The 23,487-nt window shown below is 41.5% G+C and carries 20 protein-coding genes; 10 read left to right on the plus strand and 10 right to left on the minus strand.

All coding sequences use genetic code 11. The features are described 5' to 3' along the window. Positions 1 to 105: 105 nt before the first annotated feature. The 4 genes from EKM80_RS05655 to EKM80_RS05670 all read left to right on the plus strand — a co-directional run bounded on the left by EKM80_RS05655 (position 106) and on the right by EKM80_RS05670 (position 4,117). The gene (locus EKM80_RS05655; RefSeq protein WP_125552139.1) at positions 106 to 1,986 is read left to right on the plus strand and encodes an NAD(P)/FAD-dependent oxidoreductase; all 1,881 of its coding nucleotides are present in this window, start codon (positions 106 to 108) and stop codon (positions 1,984 to 1,986) included. 127 nt (positions 1,987 to 2,113) lie between these two features. Next, positions 2,114 to 2,533 (plus strand): NusG domain II-containing protein, encoded by a 420-nt coding sequence (locus EKM80_RS05660; protein WP_191985934.1) that lies wholly within the window; start codon positions 2,114 to 2,116, stop codon positions 2,531 to 2,533. Further along, on the plus strand, positions 2,530 to 3,150 hold the full coding sequence (locus EKM80_RS05665) for a Gx transporter family protein (protein WP_125552141.1): 621 nt from the start codon (positions 2,530 to 2,532) through the stop codon (positions 3,148 to 3,150). Before EKM80_RS05660 ends, EKM80_RS05665 begins: the two co-directional genes overlap by 4 nt. Next, positions 3,137 to 4,117: a polyprenyl synthetase family protein gene (locus EKM80_RS05670; protein WP_125552142.1), complete on the plus strand. Its 981-nt coding sequence runs from the start codon at positions 3,137 to 3,139 to the stop codon at positions 4,115 to 4,117. The genes EKM80_RS05665 and EKM80_RS05670 overlap by 14 nt, the downstream gene beginning before the upstream one ends. 70 nt (positions 4,118 to 4,187) lie before the next feature. Here the strand turns inward: EKM80_RS05670 and EKM80_RS05675 are convergent, their stop codons facing one another. The 4 genes from EKM80_RS05675 to EKM80_RS05690 all read right to left on the minus strand — a co-directional run bounded on the left by EKM80_RS05675 (position 4,188) and on the right by EKM80_RS05690 (position 9,709). Then, positions 4,188 to 5,300, minus strand: a complete 1,113-nt coding sequence (locus EKM80_RS05675; RefSeq protein ID WP_125552143.1) for an Ldh family oxidoreductase — start codon at positions 5,298 to 5,300, stop codon at positions 4,188 to 4,190. A gap of 219 nt (positions 5,301 to 5,519) precedes the next feature. Next, on the minus strand, positions 5,520 to 7,028 hold the full coding sequence (gene asp1 / locus EKM80_RS05680; protein ID WP_125552144.1) for an accessory Sec system glycosyltransferase Asp1: 1,509 nt from the start codon (positions 7,026 to 7,028) through the stop codon (positions 5,520 to 5,522). Next, positions 7,025 to 8,563, minus strand: coding sequence for a glycosyltransferase (locus EKM80_RS05685; protein ID WP_125552145.1), 1,539 nt, complete (start codon positions 8,561 to 8,563; stop codon positions 7,025 to 7,027). The genes asp1 and EKM80_RS05685 overlap by 4 nt, the downstream gene beginning before the upstream one ends. A 117-nt stretch (positions 8,564 to 8,680) precedes the next feature. Continuing rightward, positions 8,681 to 9,709: a DUF1002 domain-containing protein gene (locus EKM80_RS05690; protein ID WP_125552146.1), complete on the minus strand. Its 1,029-nt coding sequence runs from the start codon at positions 9,707 to 9,709 to the stop codon at positions 8,681 to 8,683. Between the two features lie 257 nt (positions 9,710 to 9,966). Between EKM80_RS05690 and EKM80_RS05695 the strand changes: the two genes are divergently transcribed. Further along, positions 9,967 to 10,866: a proline-specific peptidase family protein gene (locus tag EKM80_RS05695; protein ID WP_125552147.1), complete on the plus strand. Its 900-nt coding sequence runs from the start codon at positions 9,967 to 9,969 to the stop codon at positions 10,864 to 10,866. A gap of 18 nt (positions 10,867 to 10,884) precedes the next feature. After that, positions 10,885 to 11,556, plus strand: a complete 672-nt coding sequence (locus EKM80_RS05700) for a histidine phosphatase family protein (RefSeq protein WP_125552148.1) — start codon at positions 10,885 to 10,887, stop codon at positions 11,554 to 11,556. Between the two features lie 41 nt (positions 11,557 to 11,597). On the opposite strand, the gene EKM80_RS05705 is transcribed toward EKM80_RS05700, so the two are convergent. Together EKM80_RS05705 and EKM80_RS05710 are read right to left on the minus strand one after the other, a co-directional pair. Beyond that, entirely contained in the window at positions 11,598 to 13,412 is a 1,815-nt protein-coding gene (locus EKM80_RS05705) for an FtsX-like permease family protein (RefSeq protein WP_225418821.1), read from the minus strand. A gap of 6 nt (positions 13,413 to 13,418) precedes the next feature. Further along, positions 13,419 to 14,183 (minus strand): ABC transporter ATP-binding protein, encoded by a 765-nt coding sequence (locus EKM80_RS05710; RefSeq protein ID WP_125552150.1) that lies wholly within the window; start codon positions 14,181 to 14,183, stop codon positions 13,419 to 13,421. Between the two features lie 416 nt (positions 14,184 to 14,599). Here EKM80_RS05710 and EKM80_RS05715 point away from each other — a divergent pair, with 416 nt between their 5' ends. Continuing rightward, positions 14,600 to 16,234, plus strand: coding sequence for an APC family permease (locus EKM80_RS05715; RefSeq protein WP_125552151.1), 1,635 nt, complete (start codon positions 14,600 to 14,602; stop codon positions 16,232 to 16,234). 186 nt (positions 16,235 to 16,420) lie between these two features. Continuing rightward, positions 16,421 to 16,978 (plus strand): dihydroxyacetone kinase transcriptional activator DhaS, encoded by a 558-nt coding sequence (dhaS, locus tag EKM80_RS05720; protein WP_125552152.1) that lies wholly within the window; start codon positions 16,421 to 16,423, stop codon positions 16,976 to 16,978. A gap of 149 nt (positions 16,979 to 17,127) precedes the next feature. On the opposite strand, the gene EKM80_RS05725 is transcribed toward dhaS, so the two are convergent. From EKM80_RS05725 to EKM80_RS05740, 4 genes are all read right to left on the minus strand, one after another. After that, on the minus strand, positions 17,128 to 17,982 hold the full coding sequence (locus EKM80_RS05725; protein WP_125552153.1) for a 1-acyl-sn-glycerol-3-phosphate acyltransferase: 855 nt from the start codon (positions 17,980 to 17,982) through the stop codon (positions 17,128 to 17,130). Between the two features lie 20 nt (positions 17,983 to 18,002). Continuing rightward, positions 18,003 to 18,956 carry a glycosyltransferase family 8 protein gene (locus EKM80_RS05730; protein WP_125552154.1) on the minus strand — a complete coding sequence of 318 codons (954 nt, stop codon included), beginning with the start codon at positions 18,954 to 18,956 and terminating at the stop codon, positions 18,003 to 18,005. 11 nt (positions 18,957 to 18,967) lie between these two features. Then, positions 18,968 to 19,789, minus strand: a complete 822-nt coding sequence (locus tag EKM80_RS05735) for a glycosyltransferase (RefSeq protein ID WP_125552155.1) — start codon at positions 19,787 to 19,789, stop codon at positions 18,968 to 18,970. 67 nt (positions 19,790 to 19,856) lie between these two features. After that, on the minus strand, positions 19,857 to 20,630 hold the full coding sequence (locus tag EKM80_RS05740; RefSeq protein WP_125552156.1) for a lysophospholipid acyltransferase family protein: 774 nt from the start codon (positions 20,628 to 20,630) through the stop codon (positions 19,857 to 19,859). A 607-nt stretch (positions 20,631 to 21,237) separates the two neighbouring features. Between EKM80_RS05740 and EKM80_RS05745 the strand changes: the two genes are divergently transcribed. Continuing rightward, positions 21,238 to 22,605 carry an Nramp family divalent metal transporter gene (locus tag EKM80_RS05745; protein ID WP_125552157.1) on the plus strand — a complete coding sequence of 456 codons (1,368 nt, stop codon included), beginning with the start codon at positions 21,238 to 21,240 and terminating at the stop codon, positions 22,603 to 22,605. 174 nt (positions 22,606 to 22,779) lie between these two features. Further along, positions 22,780 to 23,421 carry a TetR/AcrR family transcriptional regulator gene (locus tag EKM80_RS05750; RefSeq protein ID WP_164509510.1) on the plus strand — a complete coding sequence of 214 codons (642 nt, stop codon included), beginning with the start codon at positions 22,780 to 22,782 and terminating at the stop codon, positions 23,419 to 23,421. Positions 23,422 to 23,487: the final 66 nt, after the last annotated feature.

The following is a 23,487-nucleotide window of genomic DNA, read 5'->3' on the forward strand; positions in this document are numbered from 1 at the left end:
CTTCAATTCTGTATAATTTACCTAATATCACGCTTGTACTATTTTTAATTTTTATTTTATTGTGAAATTTTTATTCTATCTGCAATTATTAAGGAGTGTTTATTTATGGCTGAGAAAAATATTGTAGTGCTGGGGGCTGGCTTTGCCGGTGTAGCAGCTACAAGACGCTTAGCAAAACGATTCAAAAAAAATCATGACGTGCATATCACACTCATTGATCGTCATTCTTACATGACGTATATGACTGAGCTACACGAAGTTGCCACTGATCGGGTTCCTTTGGAATCTGTTCAATACGATCTAGGACGATTATTTGCCCATAAAAAGAACGTTTCATTGGTTACAGATAATGTAACTAAAGTTGACCATGACAAAAACGTGGTCACCACTGAACATGGTCGCTACAACTATGATTATCTGATCTTAGCAATGGGTGCTGAATCTAACGACTTTGGTACCCCTGGCGTCAAGGAACATGGCTTTAGTCTATGGTCCTTTGAAGATGCCGTTAAGATCAAGGAACATATTAAGGCCACGGTTGCAGCAGCAGCCTTAGAGCACGATGAAGCTAAGCGTAAAGCAATGCTGACCTTTGTCGTTGTCGGCGGTGGTTTTACTGGTGTTGAAACTATCGGTGAAATGATTGACTGGCGCCCAATTCTAGCTAAAGAAAATAAAATTGATCCTAGCGAAATCACGTTGATCCTCGATGAAGCTGTCCCAACAATTTTGAATATGTTAGATCGCCCAGATGCTGATTTAGCATTACGTTTCATGAAGAAAAAAGGCGTTGACGTTCGTACTAGCACACCAATTACTGAAATTGGTGCTGACTACATGACCTTAAAAGATGGCAACCATGTCCCAACCCATACCGTTATCTGGACTGCTGGTTTAAAAGCCAACACTGATACTAGCGATTTTGATATGGAACAAGGCCGTGCTGGCCGCTTGGTCACTAACGAATTCATGCAATCAAAACAATATGCCAATACCTATGTGGCCGGTGATTTATCACTGAACACTAACGAAGGCGATCGTGGCACACCACAAATCGTTGAGGCTGCAGAACAAACCGGTAACACAGCTGCGGAACATATCGTTGCAACTATTAATGGCACCACACCGAAACCGCTGAAAAGTAGTTATTCTGGCTTTGTTGTTTCAATTGGTGCTCATTACAGTGTCGCCAACGTATTTGGCAGTATCCATCTAAGTGGTTGGTTCGGTACTATTATGAAACACATGATCAATTTATTATATTTCTTTACCACCTTTGCTGGTTACTATATTTTCCAATACAGCATGCACGAGTTCTTCCGTAATCGTCATGGCCGTAATCCATTCTGGGGACATATTTCTCGCTATGGTAACGTTTTGTGGAGTGTCCCAGCACGAATTTTCTACGCTTCCATGTGGTTAGTTGACTGCTGGTACAAGATTCAAGGTAGTGGCTCTTGGTTTAATGGTAAATTACGCTTACCTTTCACTTGGCTCTATCCAAAAGTAACCACTAGTGGTGCCTCAGAAGCTGCTGGCACTGCCAAAAAGGCAGTTGAAACTGCTGCAGCCGCACCAACTAATGAATTTTTCAGCTTATCTTATGACTATGGTAAACAACCAATGATGATTTTCAAGCATTTACCAAGTTGGTATGAAAGTGTTACGAAATTCTTCATTCCTAATAAGCAAACTGCCCTGTTCATGCAAGAATTTATGACTATCGTTGAAATTGCTTTAGCCGTCTGTATCTTACTTGGTCTGTTCACTTGGTTAGCTAACGCAATTACAATTGGTCTCGTTGTTGTCTTTTGTTTATCCGGTATGTTCTATTGGGTCAACATGTGGATGCCATTTATGGCACTAGCCTTAATGAACGGTTCTGGTCGTGCATTTGGTCTCGATTTCTGGGTTGTGCCGTGGTTACAAAAGCATCTCGGTCACTGGTGGTATGGTGATCTTAAGTCAATTTACAGTAAAAATTAACAATTACAGTCAAATCTTTCACGGGGATGGTTCTGGGGTGACTTACCCAGAGCCATTCTTTTTTTAACAAAGATGCCTTGGCAATAGAATGGAGTAACCGCCCTTGGCTAAGAATAAATATCTTAAAATGATTCGCCCTTGGGACATCATTATTGTCGTCCTATTAGTAATCGGCTCCTTTACCCCACTAGTTATTTTTGCCTTACATGAAAAAGAGCAAGTGGCGGCCCATAATTCAGCGCCAACAACACAAGTTCGAACTGCCATTATCAGCCATAACGGTAAAAAATTGTATTCAATCAAGTTAACTGGACACAAGGGCTCAACCAAATACCGTTACCAAGCGCCTGATGGTGACTATAATGAAGTTGAAATCAAAGACAACAAAATTGCAATTGTCGATGCTAATTGTCAAGATCAGGTTTGTGTGCGCCGCGGCTGGATCTCCAAGCCAGGCCAAACAATCGTCTGCCTGCCCCACAAACTATTAATTGAAATTAAGGTTAACCACGGCTCGCAAACTCAGGGTGGGATGGTCACCGAATGAATGAGGAAAAGTTAATGACCCAACCTAAAATTCAAAAATATGTCTTTATTGCCTTGCTAGTAGCACAAGGGGTGATCATCGGCTTACTGGAACGGATGATTCCCTTTCCCTTTGCCTTTGCCCCTGGTGCTAAACTCGGCCTTGCCAATCTAATTACAATTGTTGCCTTATTTACAATGCCGTTTCGCGATAGTTTTCTACTGATGTGGATGCGTCTGATTTTGACCACACTTTTAGGTGGTACCTTATCCACTTTTCTATATTCAGCTGGTGGTGCTGTTCTGAGCTACTTCGGCATGTTACTAGTTAAGCAACTAGGGCCAAAAAACGTTAGTATCATTGGTATTTCAACGACTGGTGGTGTCCTGCACAACGTCGGTCAATTACTAATTGCCAGCTTGATTGCCCAGAGTTGGACCGTCATGCTGTACTTACCAATTTTATCTTTTATTGGTGTTCTCGCCGGTATTGCAATTGGAATCTCTGCTAATTATTTGTTTGAACACGTGCGCACACTGACTTATCTCAAAGTGAGTTATGAGCAAATGCAGATTCAGAAGAAACACCACCGCCACAGATATCATTTAAAAAAGGAGGCGCGCTATGACAAAAATTAATGCGATGTGGCAGCAGTATCCCCAGCTTTCGACAGAACTAATGGCAACACTGACCTTGATCGAACAAAATATTAAAACCCATGATCCGCAGGTTACAGCAGCGATTATTGATATGATCCACGCAGGTGGTAAATTATTACGCCCTGCTTATTGCCTTCTATTTTCGCAATTTCATGAAACCGACCGTCAGAAAATGATTGCGCTAGCTGCAGCAGTTGAAACGTTGCATACAGCTACCTTGATTCATGATGATATCGTTGATGAATCTAATTTGCGCCGTAATCAGCCGACCATTCAAGCCCAATTTGGTAAGGATACCGCAGTTTATGCTGGTGATTATTTATTCGTTGTCTGCTTTAAATTACTGGCACATTACGCTAGTGATTTACGCAGTATCCAAGTCAATTCTCGTAGCATGGAAAAGATCCTCAATGGTGAAATCCACCAAATGAAGATGCGCTACCAATTATCGATGACCTTAGACGACTATTTACTCCAAATTAAAGGCAAAACGGCACAACTTTTCAGTACCGCCTGCTTTATTGGTGCATACGAAAGTGGCAATAGTCAAAGCTTTGCCCGGCAAAGTGAACAAATCGGAATGGCAATCGGTACTGCTTTTCAAATTGTTGACGATATTCTTGACTATCAACAAAGCAGCACGATCCTCGGTAAACCAGTACTGGAAGATGTCCGGCAGGGCGTTTATTCCGCCCCATTGGTTCTAGTGTTACAACAAGCAAATCCAGAATTATTAGCCTTATTGCAAAAGCGGGCAGCTATGACTGCAGCCGATTGTGAGCAAGTCCGGCAATTAGTCGTTGCTGCCGGTGGCGTTACTGCGGCCCAACAGTTAGCAACTAAGTATACTGAACATGCTTTAACGGCAATTCACAAGCTTCCTGCAGGCCAACCGCGTGTTGACTTGGAAAACCTGACCCAACAGTTACTCACCCGCAACTATTAATAGCTTGTTCCACTAAAAAAAGGGACGAACCAACGACGATTACGTCGTGATTCGTTCCTTTTTAGTTTACCTATTTCTCCCAAGCAAACTTAAAATCAATCTCGTATTTATCACGAACAGCCGTTAAGGAATCACGAACTGCTGGATTTAACGGTACCCCGTGTTCTGAACGATCTAAGAAAGCTAAGTACTCTTTCTCGCCACCAGTGTAAATGCGATCGTGACCTTTAGCTTTTTTAGAAGCTCGCAAAGCCCGTAAAATATCGCCAGCCGTTTTTTCAAAATTGGCAACGTCCGTAAAGGCGTTGATATCAATAGCAATGAAGAAATGGCCTAAATGATAGGGTTGCTTCTTACCATTAGCATCAAAGCCGCTTAATTGATGTAAGAAACTACCACCCTGCAAAGCTGCTGATAGAATTTCAACAACCGTTGCGTAATCATAGCCCTTATAACCAGCTAACTCATCACCGATACCGCCTAATGGTGCCAAAGCGCAAGTTCCGTCAACTAGGCCTTTTAAGGCAATATCTGGATCAGTTACACCTTCACCATCTTCATTGATCACCCAACCGTAAGGCATTGTTTTGCCGATCCGTGCATAGTGTTCAATCTTACCGCGTTGGGTAATTGAAGTTGCCGCATCGATCATAAATGGAAATTCTTCATCCGTTGGAAAACCAATCGTCAATGGGTTAGTGCCTAACATATTCTCTACCCCAAAGGTTGGTGCAATCGATGGCCGTGCATTGGTGCCGGTCATGCCGATCATCCCATTGCGTGCTGCCATGATTGGATAATAGCCAGCGATACCGTAATGGGTTGAATTACGTACCGCTACCATGCCCATGCCGTACTCCTTAGCCTTATCGATCGCCATTTGCATCGCTTGAGTACCGATAACGTGACCCATACCATTGCCACCATCGAGTACTGCCGTTGTTTTGGTTTCGCGGACAACTTCAACATTAGTGATAACATTTTGAATTCCAGCTTCGATCCGATCAATATAAATCGGTTTAAACCGCCCAACACCGTGTGAATCAATTCCGCGCTTATCCGATTCGATCAATACGCGCGCACATGTTTGTGCATCTGCGGTAGGAACACCTACTGCTTCAAAGCCGATCTCCATAAATTTTTGTAAGTTGTCGAAAGTCTCATACTGGATATCTTGTGCCATGTCACTACTTCCTTTCTTCTCCTGAGATAAGGTTGACCTTTGCTTATTAAACCCCAATTGCAACATAATTGCCCCTTTTAAACTGTTGTAAACGGTTACATATAGAGGATATCACATTTTATCACAGAGAACAATCGAAAGACGGTATCCTCATCAAATTCTCAGTGCATAGAAAAAAGAGTCCGTTTCCGAACTCTTCGGCTGAAAATTTAATTAGTATTAGTTCAACTCTAAAAGATTTTGCCATAATGGCCAAACCTGGGCTTCACTATATTTTCGTGCACTATGATAAGCGTTCTGACTCATTTGCCGCCAGCGTTTTTGATTAACTAAAACTTTCGTCATCGCACTCGCCAATGCTTTAACTTCACCTGAAGGCACTAAATAACCATTATCACCATCAGTGATAATTTCTTTGGGACCGTAATTAATATCATAACTAACCACTGGTACGCCATGGGCTAAGGCTTCAACTAACGCCAATGATTGGCCGTCACTTTCAGCAGGATAAACAAAAAGTTGCGCCTGATCATAAGTCGCTGCTAAGTCCTGATGATATGGCACAAAAGTGACTACATCTTTCAGATCAAGCTGTGCGACTTGCTGCTGCAGGCTACTAATTTCGGCACCATAACCATGAATTTCCAGCGTTGTCTCATTCATCCGCTGGTGCACCTGGCTGAACGCTTCAATCAATTGATTTAACCGCTTAGTTTGATCAACGCGCCCAACGAAAATAATTTTACCGGTCGTCCGCCGATCAGCAGCCACCTGTTTTGCTTTTAAGGTAGTGTCCAGTACGACTGCTGCCGGAATTGCGGTAACTGGCCGTACTGGTTGTCCACCTAGCCAGCGCGTCAAATCAGCTTGTTGTTGTTGGGTTGCTGTAATCACGCCATCTAGTTTGGCTAGATTATCATGCACTGCATAAACGTAAGCACCATTCATATTACTGAAAACTTGATCTTGTGGATCGTTGGCGTGAGTCGTTGGCAAAAAGATAAATTTACGCGCAGCCGTTTGCATATTAATTACTGGCCAATCAGCAGCTAAAGGTCGATCAGCGATGAAGGTCCCCGCATCGCGCTGATTAAGTTCTTCTAAGAAGAAACGCATCAATTCATCTTCTGAATTAAATTGCCATTCACGCCCGTGATAGGCTAATAAACGAATGGCAGTAATTTGATTATTATTGGCATCGTCATGACCATAATAACGTTCAAACAACCGACTACCGTCTAAGTTATAAATCAACTCAGCAATCACTTCACCAGCTGGCGAAAAGAACTGGTCACTAGCCTTAAAGCCACGTGCATCATAATAAGTCCGCTGAACAATATTGGTAAACGCATCAAAATAATTCACGTAGTAAAGGTGCCCAACCGTGCCCGGACTGAAATAAACGTCAGCAATTATTTGATCACCGTCACGTACATGGCTAACGTTGGCGCCAGGATCAATGTTATACGCTGGCGCTAAATTTAAATCTGGTAATTTCAATACTCGTTCAGGAAATTGCTCGCTACCGCGGAAAAAGTCGTATAAATTGACCATATCCGCAGCAACTAAGCCAAAATGAGCCATATTTTGATGCAATAAAACGTCAAAATCACGGGTAACAATTTTAGCTGGAACATGGTGATTTTTAAATAACGCCAAGCGCTTAAACTCCGCATGCTCAACACCTGAATTCAAAGCCATTAAGTACTGGTTAACAAAATAAATCATGCCTGCGCCCCACCTTTCTGCGTATAGTACTGATCAGCAGCATCAATCAATCGCTGCCACGCCGACCATACCGCTACATCTGAATAACGTTGACTATCCTGATACGCTTGGTGACTAAAGGCTTGCAGCTTAGCCGGATCGCTTAACAGGTCATAAATAGCGTCGGCTAAGGCATCCACATCATCTAATGGGACAAGTAGGCCATCTTGCTGATCGCGGATAATTGCTTGCGGGCCATATTTAATATCATAGGCGACTTGCGGTAGTCCGTGCGCTTGGCCTTCTAACAAGGCGAGCGCAAAGCCTTCTGCACGGCTGGTCAGTACAGCTAACTGTGCTTGGTCATAAACCTGACCGACATCAGCAGTATAATCGTTAAATTTAACGTAATCACCGACACCAAGTTCCGCTACTAGCTTATGTAACTTGGTGCCGGTATCGCCATTAGCGTATCCCCAGAAATCTAGTGAAACGGCGGGAAACTTAGCGTGCACTTGCTTAATTGCTTTAATTAACTGATCTTGCTGTTTTTCTTCCGACAAACGTGCAACCATCACTACTTTGCCTGGCGTCCGAGTAGCCCATTTGACCTGTGGAATTTTTTTGGCTACAACGCCAACTGGAATGGTGAAGATTGGCGTTTGTGCACCATAACGCGCACTAAAATCTTCAGCCTGTTGCTGTGTGGCCGCAATTACCCCATTCCAGTCAGCTAAATTATTAATCGCAAGTTCATAATTATAATTAAGCGTTGAATGCTGTGGATCAGCTGGATCATTAACGTGGTTACTGTGTAAATGCATCACGCGAAATGGCCGCGTGTGCATACGCAAAGCCGACCACGCCAGCTCATAGGTGCGATCAACGACAAACACATTTCGGCCAGCATCTGCACGATTCAGTTCATCAAGGAAAAAGCGCATCATTGCCTCTTCACCATTAAATGACCAATCATGACCACGATAGTCAATAAAACGATACAGTGAATTTTTTAAGTTATTTTGTTTATCCTGCATATGAAAAGTTTGATAAACAACTGTGCCCTCAGGATCAAAAACTTGTTCACTGGCGACTTGCCCAGCGGAAGTATAAAACTGTTCTAGACCTTTAAAGCCACGGGTATCATACCAGTCAGTTTTAGTTAATTTACCATTTTGATCATAATACTGCACATTATTTAGCCGTGAATCATTGACGCTAAATGTGTTGATTCGCATCATCAACTGATTATTTTGCATCACCTTATAGTTATGCGCATCGGGAATCACTTGATAGTCTGGTGGTAACGTCAAGTCAGCTGCCGTTAATTTACGCGCTTTAAAGTCAGTTGAGTGTTGAATGAAATCAAATAAATTAATCTGATTAGCTTCAGCAATACCAGCAGCTGCTAAGGTATCATGCAAACTTAACGAAAAAAATCGGGTAACAATTTTAGCTGGTACGCCATGCTGATTGAACAAGGCCAAACGCTTCATTTCCGCATGCTCGATTCCAGATTTTTTTAAATTCATACTGGTATTTACAAAATAAAACACGATGGCGCCAGCTCCTTCTTAATAATATAATTATTCTCCAGTATAACAAAATAACGTTCAAATGAAAAAAGTGGTCCCCCAGCCTTTACGCTGTTGTCCCACTTTTCAGACTAGTGCCTAGCCAAAAATACTTTGCCAAACACCTTTGACCCAGTTAACAAATTCTTGCCACCAACTGCTACTTTGGGCACTCTTTAAGGCGCCGCCAACTTTATCCAAAGCCGACCCAATACTGCTTTTGGCTTTGTCTAACTGATTCATCGTTGACTTATCCAACACGCCAGACGTGGTTTGGTATTTACCCGCCAGTGTTACTAATTGCTTAATATTGGTTTGGCTAATTTTACCAGATAAATTATTGTCTTTGATCGAATTATTAACAATTGTTGTAATTTGCGTGGTATTAGCCGTCTTACCTTGCTCCTTTAAATCGGCTAATTGCTGCTTGATATCAGTTAAGGCATTAGCCAACTGCAATTTGATTTTCTTAGCATCGGCTGTGCTTTCCGAACTGCTTTGATCTGGATTGTCCGTTGCGTTTTGTTTAACGGCATCTTGGGCCACAGAATTAGTGGTTTCCAATTCTTCTTGGCCTAGCGCTGCCCGATCAGGATCAATGGTTTCACCATTAGTTTCAAAGGCCTTGTAGACACCAGTTAAAGCACTTTCGCCAGTAACAGGCTTAACGCTAGCCACTTCAATAGTAGCATCCGTGATTCCGGCGGTGATCAATGGATTTTTGTATTCATCCGCAGTGATCTGGGTAATGTCAGATGGCGTATCGATTTTCATGGTGATCCCATGGCCGCTGGCTTCGCGGGTAACTAAAACCGATGAGATCATAACACTAGTATCGCCGGAACCTGAGCCTAAATAGTTGATCAAATCTTGCCCAGTGACGCTACTGGTGGTGACGTCATTACTATTAATGTTCATAATATTCATGGTTTGCTGAATCTGGCTTTGATTCAAGCCACCCCCATAAATAAAGGTTGGCTTGCCCCAACGTTCATTAACCACACTCTCACTACTACTGCTACTATCGTAAGTATCGGCATGTGCAATAACGCTGCCGCCGAAAAAGACGCCAGCTAATACAGCCACAACGACCACGCGCCGACTAATTTTTTGCCAAGTTTGTTTCATCTCATAAAAACTCCTTACTTTTTTGCTTAATCATGCCCCATTTGCTAGGTCGGGCTTCACCGCTAATCCAGTGCAAACACGCTTAAAAAGCAGACTGTTTTTTAAACGCACCAACTTAACTCACTTATTTTAACTAATTTTCGTATTAAAAGCGATTACTTCGATTAAACTTAAGTATATATTTAGATTCATCAATCCTTTAGGTTGGCCGCTGAAAATGCTAAAATGAAAGTATCTTATTAGAAAAAGGTGAGTGTATGAAAAACGGAACTAATATCATTACCTTGGATAGCGGCTATCACTTGTGGACCCATACTGATGGCACCGGCGATATTCAATTATTAACGCTACATGGCGGCCCTGGTGGCAACCACGAATATTACGAAAATTTTGCTGAAAAGTTAGCGCCATTAGGTGTCCGTGTTTCCATGTACGATCAATTGGGTTCATGGTATTCAGATCAACCTGATTTCTCTGATTCGGCCATTCGTGATCGTTTTTTGACCTATGATTATTACTTGGATGAAGTTGAAGAAGTTCGCCAAAAGTTAGGCCTGGATAACTTCTACTTAATTGGCCAATCTTGGGGTGGCGCCTTAACCATGCTCTATGCTTTGAAATATGGGCAACATTTAAAAGGCGCAATTATCTCGAGTATGGTTGATAATATTGACGAATATGTCGTTAACATCAATAAAATTCGCGAAGAAGCTTTACCGGCTGATGCAGTCGCTTATATGAAAGATTGCGAAGCCCGTAATGACCTTGATAACGAACGCTATCAAGGCTACGTCGACATTTTAAATGCTGGCTACGTTGACCGCAAACAACCACCGGCGATTTCACATTTGGTCAGCACGATGGCAACACCAGTCTATAATGATTTCCAAGGTAACAACGAATTCGTTGTTACTGGTAAGCTAAAATCATGGGATATCCGTGATCAGATCAAGAATATTAAGGTCCCAACACTACTTACATTTGGTGAACACGAGACGATGCCACTAGCAACAGCTAAACGAATGGCAGAGCAGATCCCTAATTCACGGCTGGTCACAACGCCAAATGGTGGCCATCACCATATGATCGATAATGCGCCAGTTTACTTCGATCATTTAAGTCAGTTTATTCAGGATGTTGAAAACGGCACGTTTTAGTTTACAAGGAGGAGCAAGATGACAGAAACGACCGTTTATTTCGTACGCCACGGCCAAACCTACTTTAATCGCTACAATCGGATGCAAGGTTGGGCCGATTCACCATTAACTGAGCAAGGTATTCTTGATGCTGATAAGGTTGGCCAGCGGTTAGCGCAGATCAAGTTTGATCAAGCCTACTGTAGTGATACTGGTCGGGCGCGTAGTACGGCACGCTTGATCCTTAAGAAGAACACTGTTAGTGAACTGACAGAGCCGCTTGAAACACCTTTTTTCCGTGAAGAATTTTATGGCTACTTTGAAGGCATGAATTCTCACGAAGCTTGGTCGTTGACCGGCGCTGGTCATGAGAGTGCCACTTACGCCGAGATCATCAGTAATTATTCGATCGACGCTTCCAAAGACTTTATGAAGCAAGCTGATCCCTTTCACGATGCGGAAAACAGCATCGAATACTGGAATCGTCTGTTACTAGGCTTTGACATGTTACGCCGTGATAATCCAGCTGGCGCTAAGATTCTATTAGTTAGCCATGGCACAACGATGCGTAGTATCGTTGGCAAATTTGGCCAAGGACAATTTGATTTAACCAAAAGTCCGCGCAACGGTAGTGTTACCAAGCTAATTTTATCCGGTAGTGAAGTTCATGTTACCTACTACAATCGTATTGATGAGGGACCATTAGAATAACGCAAAAAGCCAATTCCGTTGGGAGTTGGCTTTTTGTGTACTTATTTGCGTAACACAATATTCTGGTATAACTTGACGGTCAATAAATAATATAAACTATAAAGCACTAAGAAAATCAAAAACGGTAGCCATAGGTCATGGTAGGCATTCGGTAATAACTGCGTTGTCGTGAATATTTGTAGGCCAAATAGAACATGAATCACCCCAACCACGCCAGGTAGTATAAATAAAACACCAATTTCCTTGGCAATCGCACTGCGCAGTAAGCGTTGGCGCGCCCCAATTTTATCTAGCATCCGGTAACGCAGTCGATCATTGGCTGCACCGGATAAGATTTTGAACATTAAACAACTCGCTAACATCGCTAAAAACGCCACACCCAGGAAGAAGCCCATAAATTCAAAACCAGATAATAAGCCATTCATCATTTGGTACATATCATACTTGGTGGTGCCTAGCGCATAAGTAGCTGGAACATGATTTCGTTGTTGATCTAATTTGGTTACCCGTTTGATTGCTGGTAAGTCACTAAAGAAATCATGAGCAACAATTGTAGTCAAATGCTGCGTTGTCCCTGCTACTTGGTCAAAAGTAGCGGCCGTCACTAGCTTGACCGTTTTCTGACTATCTTGCGGCAATAATAAGGTTTGCAGCGACTGTTGCCAGCGTAATTCACTATTAGCAGTCATTTGCTGTCCCTGAATCGATTGATATTCTGCTGCAACTTGATTTTTACGCCAAGGTTTCTGCGCATTTAATGGTTGTTCATCAAATTGATCACGAATAAAATAAACCACGTTTGCTCCAACCTTATACGTATAATGATTTTGCCTTTTTATATCAATTTTGGCCGCTGCTTGCTTAACCGTCGTTGTTGGATCATGGAGCACGACATCATAAGGCGCGCTTTGCGTATAAACTTTAATATTTTTCTGGAAACCCATCCCAGTTGTGATTGCGCCTAATGCCAATGCAAACAACAGCGTTACCATAGCCAACATTCGATTGTAATCGAAAATACGGAAATTCAATTGTGCCAGAGTGAAATTATTTAAGCCATGACTAGCAAAATTTTCATGTCGCTGTAACCGCGCTAACAACCACGTAAATAATGAGTTAAAAACTAAGTAAGTCCCTAGCACGATCGTGACCAGTGCTACGCCAATACCTAAAATTTGCAAACTGCCAATGTACCGCATCACTACATACCCGACTGCTAAGCAAGCTAAGCCGCAGATGATTTGTCCAATCGTTTTAGCCGGTTTGACCTGAACGTGTACGGGTTGCGCCGCACTTTTTAATAAAGCCAAAACTGGTGTTTTGCGTAGTACACGTTGATTTAACAGCGCTGCTACCACAAATAAAATCAAGAAGAAAACGCCAGTCACTAGCATTGCTGGCAAATAAAAACCGGTAAAATGAGTTGCAGTGGCATCCAACCGACTAATTAATAATTGGCCAACAAGAGTGGTCAACCCTACGCCCACAAATAAGCCGCCGAGCAATGATAAAGCGCCGATGATCAGGGTCTCTAAAAAAATTAATTGACCCAGTTTACTTGACTTAGCACCTAGCATCATAAATAAGCCATAATCGCGTTTGCGCATACTTAGCAAAAACGAATTAGCGTAAAGAATATAAACAAACGTGATGATGGCTAATAATACTGAGCCAAACTGAAAAACAAACGGCGCTAAGGAAAAAGTAGCATTGGCCTTAATAAAACTATTATTAGTGGCCAACGCTTCAAACATATAAAAAATGGCAGCCGCCATGACTAAACCAGAAAATAAGACTAAATAATCTTTAAAACGGCTTTTAATACCCGTTAACGATAACTTAAATAACACGCCCATCACCTCCTACTGCTGTTCATTTCGGCCGAGTACGCCAAGAATATCCTGATAAAACGCGGCTTTGCTTTGTTCGCCACGGTTAAGTTCTTGGCCAATCTGCCCGTCTTTAATAAACAGAATTCGTTGACAGTAACTCGCTGAAAACGGATCGTGCGTGACCAGCAGAATTGAAACTTGCTGTTCCTGATTCAAAGTCGTCATTGTATCAAGTAAACTTTTAGCACTTTTGGAATCCAGTGCGCCAGTTGGCTCGTCACCCATTAAAATACTCGGTTGATGAACTAACGCCCGCGCTGAAGCTACTCGCTGCTTCTGGCCACCAGAAATTTCCGTTGGGTATTTAGTTAAAATTTTGCTAATACCTAGTGTTGCCGCAATTTTTTCAATCACCGGTCGTGCCTTTTTCGCAGAAACATTTTGTAACGATAAAGGTAGGGCAATATTTTCGTATGCCGTCATATTTTCCAACAAATTAAAATCTTGAAAAATAAACCCAATTTCTTTAGCGCGAAAATCCGCTAATTGATTGCCCCGTAAACGGGTTACTTCCTGCTGATTGATTTTGACGGAACCACTGGTTGGCTGGTCCAGCGTTGCTAAAATATTAAGTAATGTGGTTTTGCCTGAACCAGAAGCCCCCATGATCCCAACAAATTCGCCAGCCTGCACTTTAAAACTAACATCGTGCAAGGCTTCATATTGTTTCTCGTTAGCTTTGCCATAAACCTTGCGAACGTCGGTTACGTCAACAAGTGGTAATTGTGTCGTCATATTAAAATAACTCCTTGTTTTTTATTTAACTGATGACACCTAGTTTAGCAAAGCCTTACTAACAACGCCTGCGAATCAACTAACAATCAGCTAACAAAATTGTAAGTTACTGCAAGAAGTACTTTGGTACTAGTATTTTCATAGTTTTTTCATTATACTAGATAAGATTGAATTTTATGAGAGAAAGGACGGTTGTCATGTGTGCAGCTGGCTTCTGCCAAAATAACCCGCCAATACCAACCAAATAGTTGTCTAGCTAACAGATCACTTGATTGCAAGCGGCATTGTTAGTGTAAATGTGGTGCGTTCCGCTTAGTTATGCAGGTCAAACCAGCCATTTCATGTGGCGGGGTGTCCTTGCCAAGCTAATGCAAAATATAAATGCCTTGCGCGCCACACTATTTTGGGAGGTTATTATGGAAAAACTAGAATTAGAAAGCGCTAATCGCACTTATTTAAAATGGCCGGTGGTTGCCTTAATGGACTTTGTTACCGTCATTGGCTTCGATGATATTATTTATAACTTTCAAAACCAAGGCCTTGGCGTCGTCACGTCGTGGGTCGTTATGCTCTTTATTTATGTCTTGCCTTATTCACTAATGGTCGGCCACTTAGGCTCTGTTTTCAGTGCTGAAGGTGGCGGCTTGTCATCTTGGGTACGCGGCACCAGTGGTGATAAAGTTGGTTATTTTGCCGCTTGGTTTTATTGGGTAGTCGGCCTTCCTTATATCGTCGATGTGGCCAACTCAGTGGTCATCGCCTTTGGTTGGCTGCTTCGTGGTAACGGGAATATCGATGCTTATATGTCAAAAGCCATGTTCGGTATTTTAACGACTGTCGTTTTCGTTGGTTTCATTTTCTTCGAGCATTTATTCAAAAACAAATCACTAGCAATTATGAGTGTTATCGGCGGGAGCGCCATGTTTATTATGACCGTTCTCTTCGTTATTATGACCGTTGTCGCGTTGACTACTGGCAGTCATATTGCAACCCAGCCGTTTACGTTCAAAGCGTTCATCCCTAAAATTGATGGCCATTTCTTCACCACATTAGGTCTGTTGATTTTTGCCATGAACGGTTCGGAATTAGCGGCGCCATACGTTACTGATATGAAGAACCCACGTAAAGATTTTCCAAAAGCAATGATGATGATCGCCATCATGACGATTTTCTTAACTGTCTTTGGTTCCTTCTCTTTAGGGGTCTTCTTCAACGCCCATCATTTACCAAACGACTTAAAAATGAACGGTTCCTATTACGCCTTTCTTGCGCTAGGACGCCAATTCGGTTGGGGTAAAATCTTGATGTACGTTTTCGCCATCACGCAAGCAATCTATATGTGTGCCCAGTTAGCCGTTTTATTGGATGCCGGCACGCGCGTCTTCCTTGGCGATATCAGTAAAAAATATATGCCAAAACAATTATCAAAATTAACTGCCGATGGTTTACCGATCAACGGTTACTGGATGACCACTGCCATCTGTGCGGTGATTATGTTCCTTGGTGGTTTACTCCCACAAATCAATGATATTTTTAACTGGTTGCTGAATCTAAATGGGATCGTTTCACCATTTGCGACTTGCTTCTTATTCTGGGCCTTTATGATGGTTCGTTTGCATAGTGATCGCTATCCCAAACCAGCCTATACCTACATTAAAAATGATCGCGCTGGTTTTCTAGTCGGTTTGTGGATGCTTGCAATTACGTTCTTCTCCGCTTTTGCAGCATTCTTCCCTACTGACGCTAAACCAGGCACCATTATGTGGACAGACTCACTGATCATGAACGTTGTGGTCACCCTGGGGCTCTGTGCGATTGGTTTAGTTATGCCGATTATTGCCCGTCGTCAACGGGAAAATGCCGGTAACGCCTTTACGGGTAGTCAATGGGCTTTAAATACAGTTTTAATGGTTATTGCTGTTGCTAGCGGCTATTGGATCTCACGCTTACACAGTATGGACGTTCTGTTGCGGTTGCTTTTAATTTTGTTGGTTATCGCTATTTTCAGTCTCGCCCTACGCCTGATTTACCGGCGCCCAACTAGCGCTTAATCTTATCTTATAGCGTAATGTCTCAAGACATTGCGCTATTTTTGTGGTCATAACTATTTTCTAGGGATACTAGCTATCTGTTATTAGAGATGGTAGAATTTTAGTGGAAGCGGTTAAAAGCGAACATGTAAAAGTATCACCGCTTACCTGAACGTGAGCTATTATCAAAATAAAGGACTGTTACTCATGATCTCAACGACTCAACGCCAAATTGCGGCTGCATTTAAAAGCTTAATGTTGACGAAGCCATTTAAATTGATCAACGTCACCACGATCATGCAACAAGCACAATTACGCCGCCAAACATTTTACGAGTATTTCCAAGATAAATATGATCTATTGGCTTGGATCTTCAACACCGAAGCGGGTATTGACCTCGAAGAAAATGTTGATTATGAGCACTGGACCTCATCGCTATTAGACCTAATTAACTATCTTGAAGCTAATCGATCATTTTATCGCAACGCGCTTGCGATCAGTGAGCAAAATTCATTTGATCAATATTTTTTGACCCACACAAAACAACTAACCGATATAATCGTGCGTGATCTATTAAAAACTAAGAATATTCCACTCACCGGTGCGTATATTAGCTTTTTGCGGGAATATTTCTCGCGGGCAGTCGTCAGCGTTATCGTCGATTGGCTACAAGATGATGAGCCGTCAACCCCCGCTTACCTAAGCCAACAGTTACAAACCGTCATTGAAGATACGATCAGCGGCTTTTTGATTCGCGTCAAATAAAAAGTGATCCTAAACAATACTATTGAGCGTTGCCAGCAGCGAGATTGCTTTATTCGCTGCTATTTTAGTTGGTTTAATTTTAAATAACTGAGCTACAAAAAAGCCGTCACCTTAACTGTCAAAGTTAAAGTAACGGTACATAAAGCTTTTCAGCCACGCCAACCAGCAATATCACTAGTGGAAAATTGGTAGTTTAACGGTTGCCCATAGGCCTGTTCGTAGGCTTGCTTTTTCTGTGCGTAATCTTGCTGCATCATGGCGATACTATTTTCACGCGCTGATTTAGCCGTATCTGGGAAAATAGTTGGTAACACGTGCATGCGATAACGCGTCTGGTTAAATTCAGCATTGTCGCGCCGCGGTAGTTCTATAATTTCAACAAAACAAGACACAATTGGCACCTGAAAACGGGCGGCATAGTAATAAGCACCACGTTTAGGTGGCCGTGGTTTGCGGTAATTAAACCACATTTCTTGCTCTGGATAAATTAAAATAAATTGTTGCTGGTTCAATAATTGCTGCAGTTGCTTAGGAAATTCGCGACCCATATATTCTTTATCGCCGCCAATTGGAAGCGTATCAGCGTACTTTAATAAATAACCGACTACACCCTGCGCTAAGAGATTAGTGGCTTGGCTGACCACAAACAGCCGCTTAGTTCCAATTTGCCGTAGGGTTTGTCGAACAATTGTATTTTCCAACGGGCTAAAATGATTACTAGTCACAATGGCTCCATTTTCCAACCCTAGTAAATTTTCTAAGCCAATAATTTCCGTGTGCCGATTGATCAACTTCGTCGTACTGTTCATGATCATGCGCGCTAGCCAATTATTGAAGGCATAACGTGCTGATTGCCGCCGTTTAAGATTAGCTGCCAGTAGACGACTAGTTTCAGCCGGTGATAAAGTGGCATCATTGACCTCAACTTTACTATTAAACTTTTCGGTCGTAATATTTTGCTCAATATTTTCAATGACGCTTTTTTTACTGCCACCAATGATCATCGTTGTCGCCCCCTTTTTAGTTAGAGATAAACCACATTGCCTTGATCGCGGACACTTTTAAAGGTGATCGCAGCATGGATCGTTTTCTGAGCCATACTAAGTAGCTGTTGTAACTTAGCGTCGTCCTGTTGTGTATCGTGCACATTATGACGCTGTTTAGTCGCAACAATCTGATCATAGTAAGGCGTCATGCGCGCATAATGCCAGAAATACTGCTGATTAGCCACGTCATCATAATGCCATGGCTTGGCAAATAAATTATAATGCACTAACTGCGGTGCGGCTGAGGTATCGTTCATTTGTACATTCCAAGCTGGATCCAAATACCGGATACGCTGCTGGCTGATGGCATTTAAATAGTCCTGATCTGGCGCCAAACTCGCAAAATGGTATTCGTTTAACAAACTTAGAAAATGCTCAGCAAAGTGTTCCGTACGCATCGCTTTTAAATTCATCAACAACACACCGGAATTTACATACTTATCCGCGGTAACGCCCACCGCATCAGCCGCATAAGTGGCCATCTTGGGGTTAGCAGCAATAAATGGATCAGGCACAGCACCAAGCAATTGATTACCCAGCTCAATTTGATATAAATCAGCAATATCGGCCAATACAACTGTGTCAGCATCCAGATAAATCGCCTTATCATATTCTGGAAACATCGTTGCAATAAATAACCGAAAATAAATCGTAAAAGTAAAGTAATCACAGCGTAACTTATTGTCATGATCAGTGATTTTCTGTAACTGTGCATTCGTCAGTGGGACAAATTTTAAATTAATTTGTGGCTGAGTCAATGCTAAAGTCTGTAATTGTTTCTGATTAGCGGGACTTAATTCATGATACAAAACAATTAATTGATAGCGGTTAGTTGCCGTTGTATTGGCAATTAAGGACTTTAAGGCGACAGCAAGATAGGGTGCGTACTGGTCATCAACTGCAAAAAAGACGGGAATTATTTTTTGTTTCATTTCAACTCACCTCATAATCTAGGGACTAACTGACGATATTCAGTTAAAATATCGTCATATTCATATAATTTTAATTCATCATGCATCCGTTCAACTTGCCATGGTTTTACTGTTAATGTATGAATCCACGGGAAGAATCGAAAGCTGGTCGTAAAATGCTGAAATACAGTATTGGCGTGTAAGCGTCGTTGTTCATTAAACCGTCGTGGCGCAATCTTCCGTGCCTGAATAAATTTATTCAATGCCGTTTGATCAGGCATAAACATTTTTTTCGTTTGACATAATTGCCGGCAATTAGCGAATAAGCGTGTCTGCCGAATCATATTTAAATTTAGCAATAAAACGCCAGAATTTAGATAATCTAATTTATCAAGCTGTTGATGAAAGAACCACTTGCCATAATGATCCAACACACCAACTAATTCTAGTTGCGCTAGATTCTGCTCATAAAAGGCCACAAAGTTTTGCCGACAAATAACGTCCGTATCAAGGTAAAGAATCTTGTCTGGTATTTCCGGGACTTCATCGGCAAACAACCGTAACATGCATCCTGGTGTAAAGACGGTTGCTAAATTTTGCGTTGGAAAGTCTAATTTAAGTAACTCAGTCACATCAACCTTAGTAATTCGATGACGGTGATCTTTTTGCTGCATTAAATCAGCAATAACCTGAATTGTTTCCGCAGTAATTGGCTGGTATTGCTTATCTTCAGTGGTGATCGTCGCCGTGAGCACATAAATATGCACTGGAACCGTCACGTTTTTCAGTAACGATAAAATTGAAATTAGCAGGCCATCCTTGACCTTACTATCACCACAATAAAGGATATTCATTTAATTCACCTACTTTTAATTCACAAATTGGCCTGTACTATTAAGCAGCTGCAGTACATGACCTAGTCTATTTTGCCACTTCATATGGTTTATATTGAATATACGCAACGTTACTGGCGCGGCTACGTTTTTGCATACACGCCGCAATTTCATCCCGTAACTGGATTTGCTGCTGCTTTGCCGGTAAACCAGCTTGTGGGTAAAACGGTCCATCAAGATATAACGTAATGTGCGGCCGCTTCCGCCAACGTCGTTTTTGATAGGTTGTCGTCATACAAAATGAAGCTGCCTGAGTCCCAATTGGATAATGAAACGCTGCTAAAGGTAATGGGCGAATCTGCGTATAATACGGCCACACGTGGGCTTCTGGATAAACGACGACACACTGTTTTGCCGCAATCCGTTGATACACTGCGGCCTGAAAGCGACCTAATTGATGCAATGTGTTAGGAATTGGTAACGCCCCACCATAAGGTAACCAGTGGCCTAATAGCGGAATCCCTAAATTAGCGGGACTAACTAAAAAATTAAGCGGTTTATGCCGCAATAAACTAAACGGAATGAAAACATCGCCTTGCGGTTGCGTATGGTTGCCGTAAAGAAAGCAACCCGCTGGATAGTCGTGTAGTAATTGCCCATTAACAATGGTCGGTCGTGCCCAGCAATAGCGATAGAACCAGCTGAACACTTTAGTTAAAAAAGTAACAATAAATGCTGTAAAATAAAATAATTTTCCTTGGGGTTCCCATGAATAATCAGTTGCCAAGGTATAATTCTGTTGCTGACTGGCAACAAAGTCATCGGTAAAGCTATGATAATAGCGTGCCTTCTCCTGTTGCAAAGCTTCTCACCTCGTTAATTAAATTAAAAACCTACTACTGACAGATAATTGAGCGCACGCTTAAAACCGACTCTTAATATACCATATTATAATTTAAAATCAAATAGTAAAATTAAAAAGTTCATGTCACCTAAATAAATGGAATTATTTAATTTAGCTAATATCCTAAAATTCATTACTTTTATGGCTTAACGCCCGCTGATTGAATCAACTTAGGCCAAATTAGATCAGTGCCACCTTACTAACGGGTAATCATCGAACTAGTTAATTTTTCATGAAATGCCTGCTATTAATTGAAGCATCCATAGTGATTTAATTTTGGTTACCCAAAAAAATAAAATTAAATCGTTGACTTATTAACTAGACGTGGTATATTAAATAAGGATTTAAGCGAGCGCTCAATTAATTAAACAATCTCATATTGTGGCACAATTCAGTTGTTATGAGTAAGTAATTATCGTTACCGCACGTCACTTTTATCAAAATAACTAGCCTAACTTGGTTAACCGTTCCGTGGTTTAGCTTGGGTTCCCTAGTAAAAAGATGTCTCAGATTGACCGCATCTGGTCACCTGAATTTCTAAATCAATAGAAAAGAGGGCAATACTATGAAAGTAAATAGTGCTCAAGGAGAGAATGTATTTGTACAAAACGTAGCAGCAGATAAGAGTTTAGATGAAATTAATGGCAGTGTGCAAGTGCCAAAAAATGCTGGTTTCTGGCGAACCTTAATGGCTTACACTGGCCCTGGCGTTTTAATTGCCGTCGGTTATATGGATCCAGGTAATTGGATCACATCAATTGCCGGTGGCGCCCAATTTAAATACACCTTATTATCCGTTGTTTTAATTTCCAGCGTGATCGCCATGCTTTTACAAGCAATGACAGCTAAATTAGGCATCGTCACTGGTAAAGATTTGGCCCAATTAACGCGTGAACATACGTCTAAAGGCGTCGGCATCTTGCTTTGGCTCGTTGCTGAGCTTGCAATTATGGCCACTGATATCGCCGAAATTATCGGTTCTAGTATCGCACTGAAATTATTATTCAATATTCCTTTAATTGTTGGCATTTTAATTACTACCGCCGATGTGTTACTGCTACTAGTGTTAATGAAGTTAGGTTTCCGTAAAATCGAAGCCATCGTTGCCACTTTAGTTGCAGTGATCGTACTCGTCTTTGCTTACGAAGTCCTACTTGCAAATCCTAGTGTGGCTGGTATCATGCACGGCTATATTCCTTCTGATACAATTCTGACCAACCATTCAATGTTGTATTTATCATTAGGAATCGTTGGTGCTACGATCATGCCCCATGATTTATACTTGGGCTCATCAATTTCACAAACCCGTGCACTTGATCGTAGCAAGCGCAAAGATGTTGCTAAAGCGATTAAATTTTCAACAATTGATTCGAATATTCAACTTTTCATCGCTTTTATCGTTAACAGTTTACTTTTGATCTTAGGCGCTGCCTTATTCTATGGTACGAATAGCTCATTAGGTCACTTCGTTGATTTGTTTAATGCTTTAAGCAACAAACAAATCGTAGGCGCCATTGCTAGCCCATTTCTAAGTATGCTATTCGCCGTTGCCCTATTATCTTCCGGTCAAAGTTCAACCATTACGGGTACCTTATCTGGCCAGATCATTATGGAAGGTTTCATTCGGCTAAAGATGCCACTGTGGGCACAACGCTTAATCACCCGCCTATTGTCAGTCACACCTGTCTTGGCCTTCGCTATTTATTATCACGGCAATGAAGCTAAAATCGAAAATTTATTGACTTTATCGCAAGTTTTCTTGAGCGTTGCTTTACCCTTTGCAGTTATTCCACTGGTCATTTTTACCAGCAGTAAAAAGCTAATGGGTGAATTTGCCAACAAGGCGTGGGTTAAATATAGTGCCTGGCTTTCAACCATCGTTCTAGTCGGCCTAAATATTTACATGATCTTGCAGAGTTTTGGCGTGATGTAAGCATCTATAATTTTCAAAAAGAGCCTGGGCCAGAAAAATTTGGCACGACTCTTTTTTTATCATCTAACTGAACTTAGTGAAATCAGCTCAACTAGGCTATATTTCCGGTATAATAAAAGTATTGATTAAATAACTATACAAATGTACTAAAAGCTGAAAAATGAGGTTAATAAATTGAAAAAAGATAGCTCCAAAGGCGAACAGCAAAAGAATAAAATCTTAACGGTAGCACGGAAATTATTTGCTACTAAAGGCTTTGAAGCCACAACCACCCGCGAAATCAATCGACAAACTGATTCTGCCGAAGGATTGTTATACTATTATTTTCCCCACGGTAAGCGTGAAATCCTCGATACAATCATTTATGAAGGCATTCAGTCACGGATCAATGGCGTCGACTTTAAATTTCACGAAGCTGATTCACTGGCGAATATTGAAGCTCAATTACTGCATGCTTTCAACCAAATCTGGCAAATTTTTAGCAAACAAGATAATTACTATTCCTTCATGATCACAATTCGTGAACGTATGCTACTGTCTGATGAACAGGTTAAATGGTTGCTGGATCTGATCAACAAAGTTAAGCAATTACTGGTTGATTTTTTAATGACCGCGACAAAGAAGCTACAGCTAGACCAAACCGCTATTCCGCAGCTTGTTGGTATCATCATGTCACTTTTTCAATCAATTATTTACCGTGAACTCTTGATCAATAATAATCAGAAATTAACCGAACAAATCAGTACTTCGATCAGCGAGCAGTTACATTTATTAGTAACTAGCGTGCTAGCTGTAAACGGCGGTTATAAAATGTAGGAAAAGGGCGACGAGATTGTTGTCGGTTTTCCTACATTTTTTGATACCATTAATCACATCTTAATC

This window comes from Loigolactobacillus jiayinensis, assembly GCF_003946445.1.
Lineage (GTDB): Bacteria > Bacillota > Bacilli > Lactobacillales > Lactobacillaceae > Loigolactobacillus > Loigolactobacillus jiayinensis.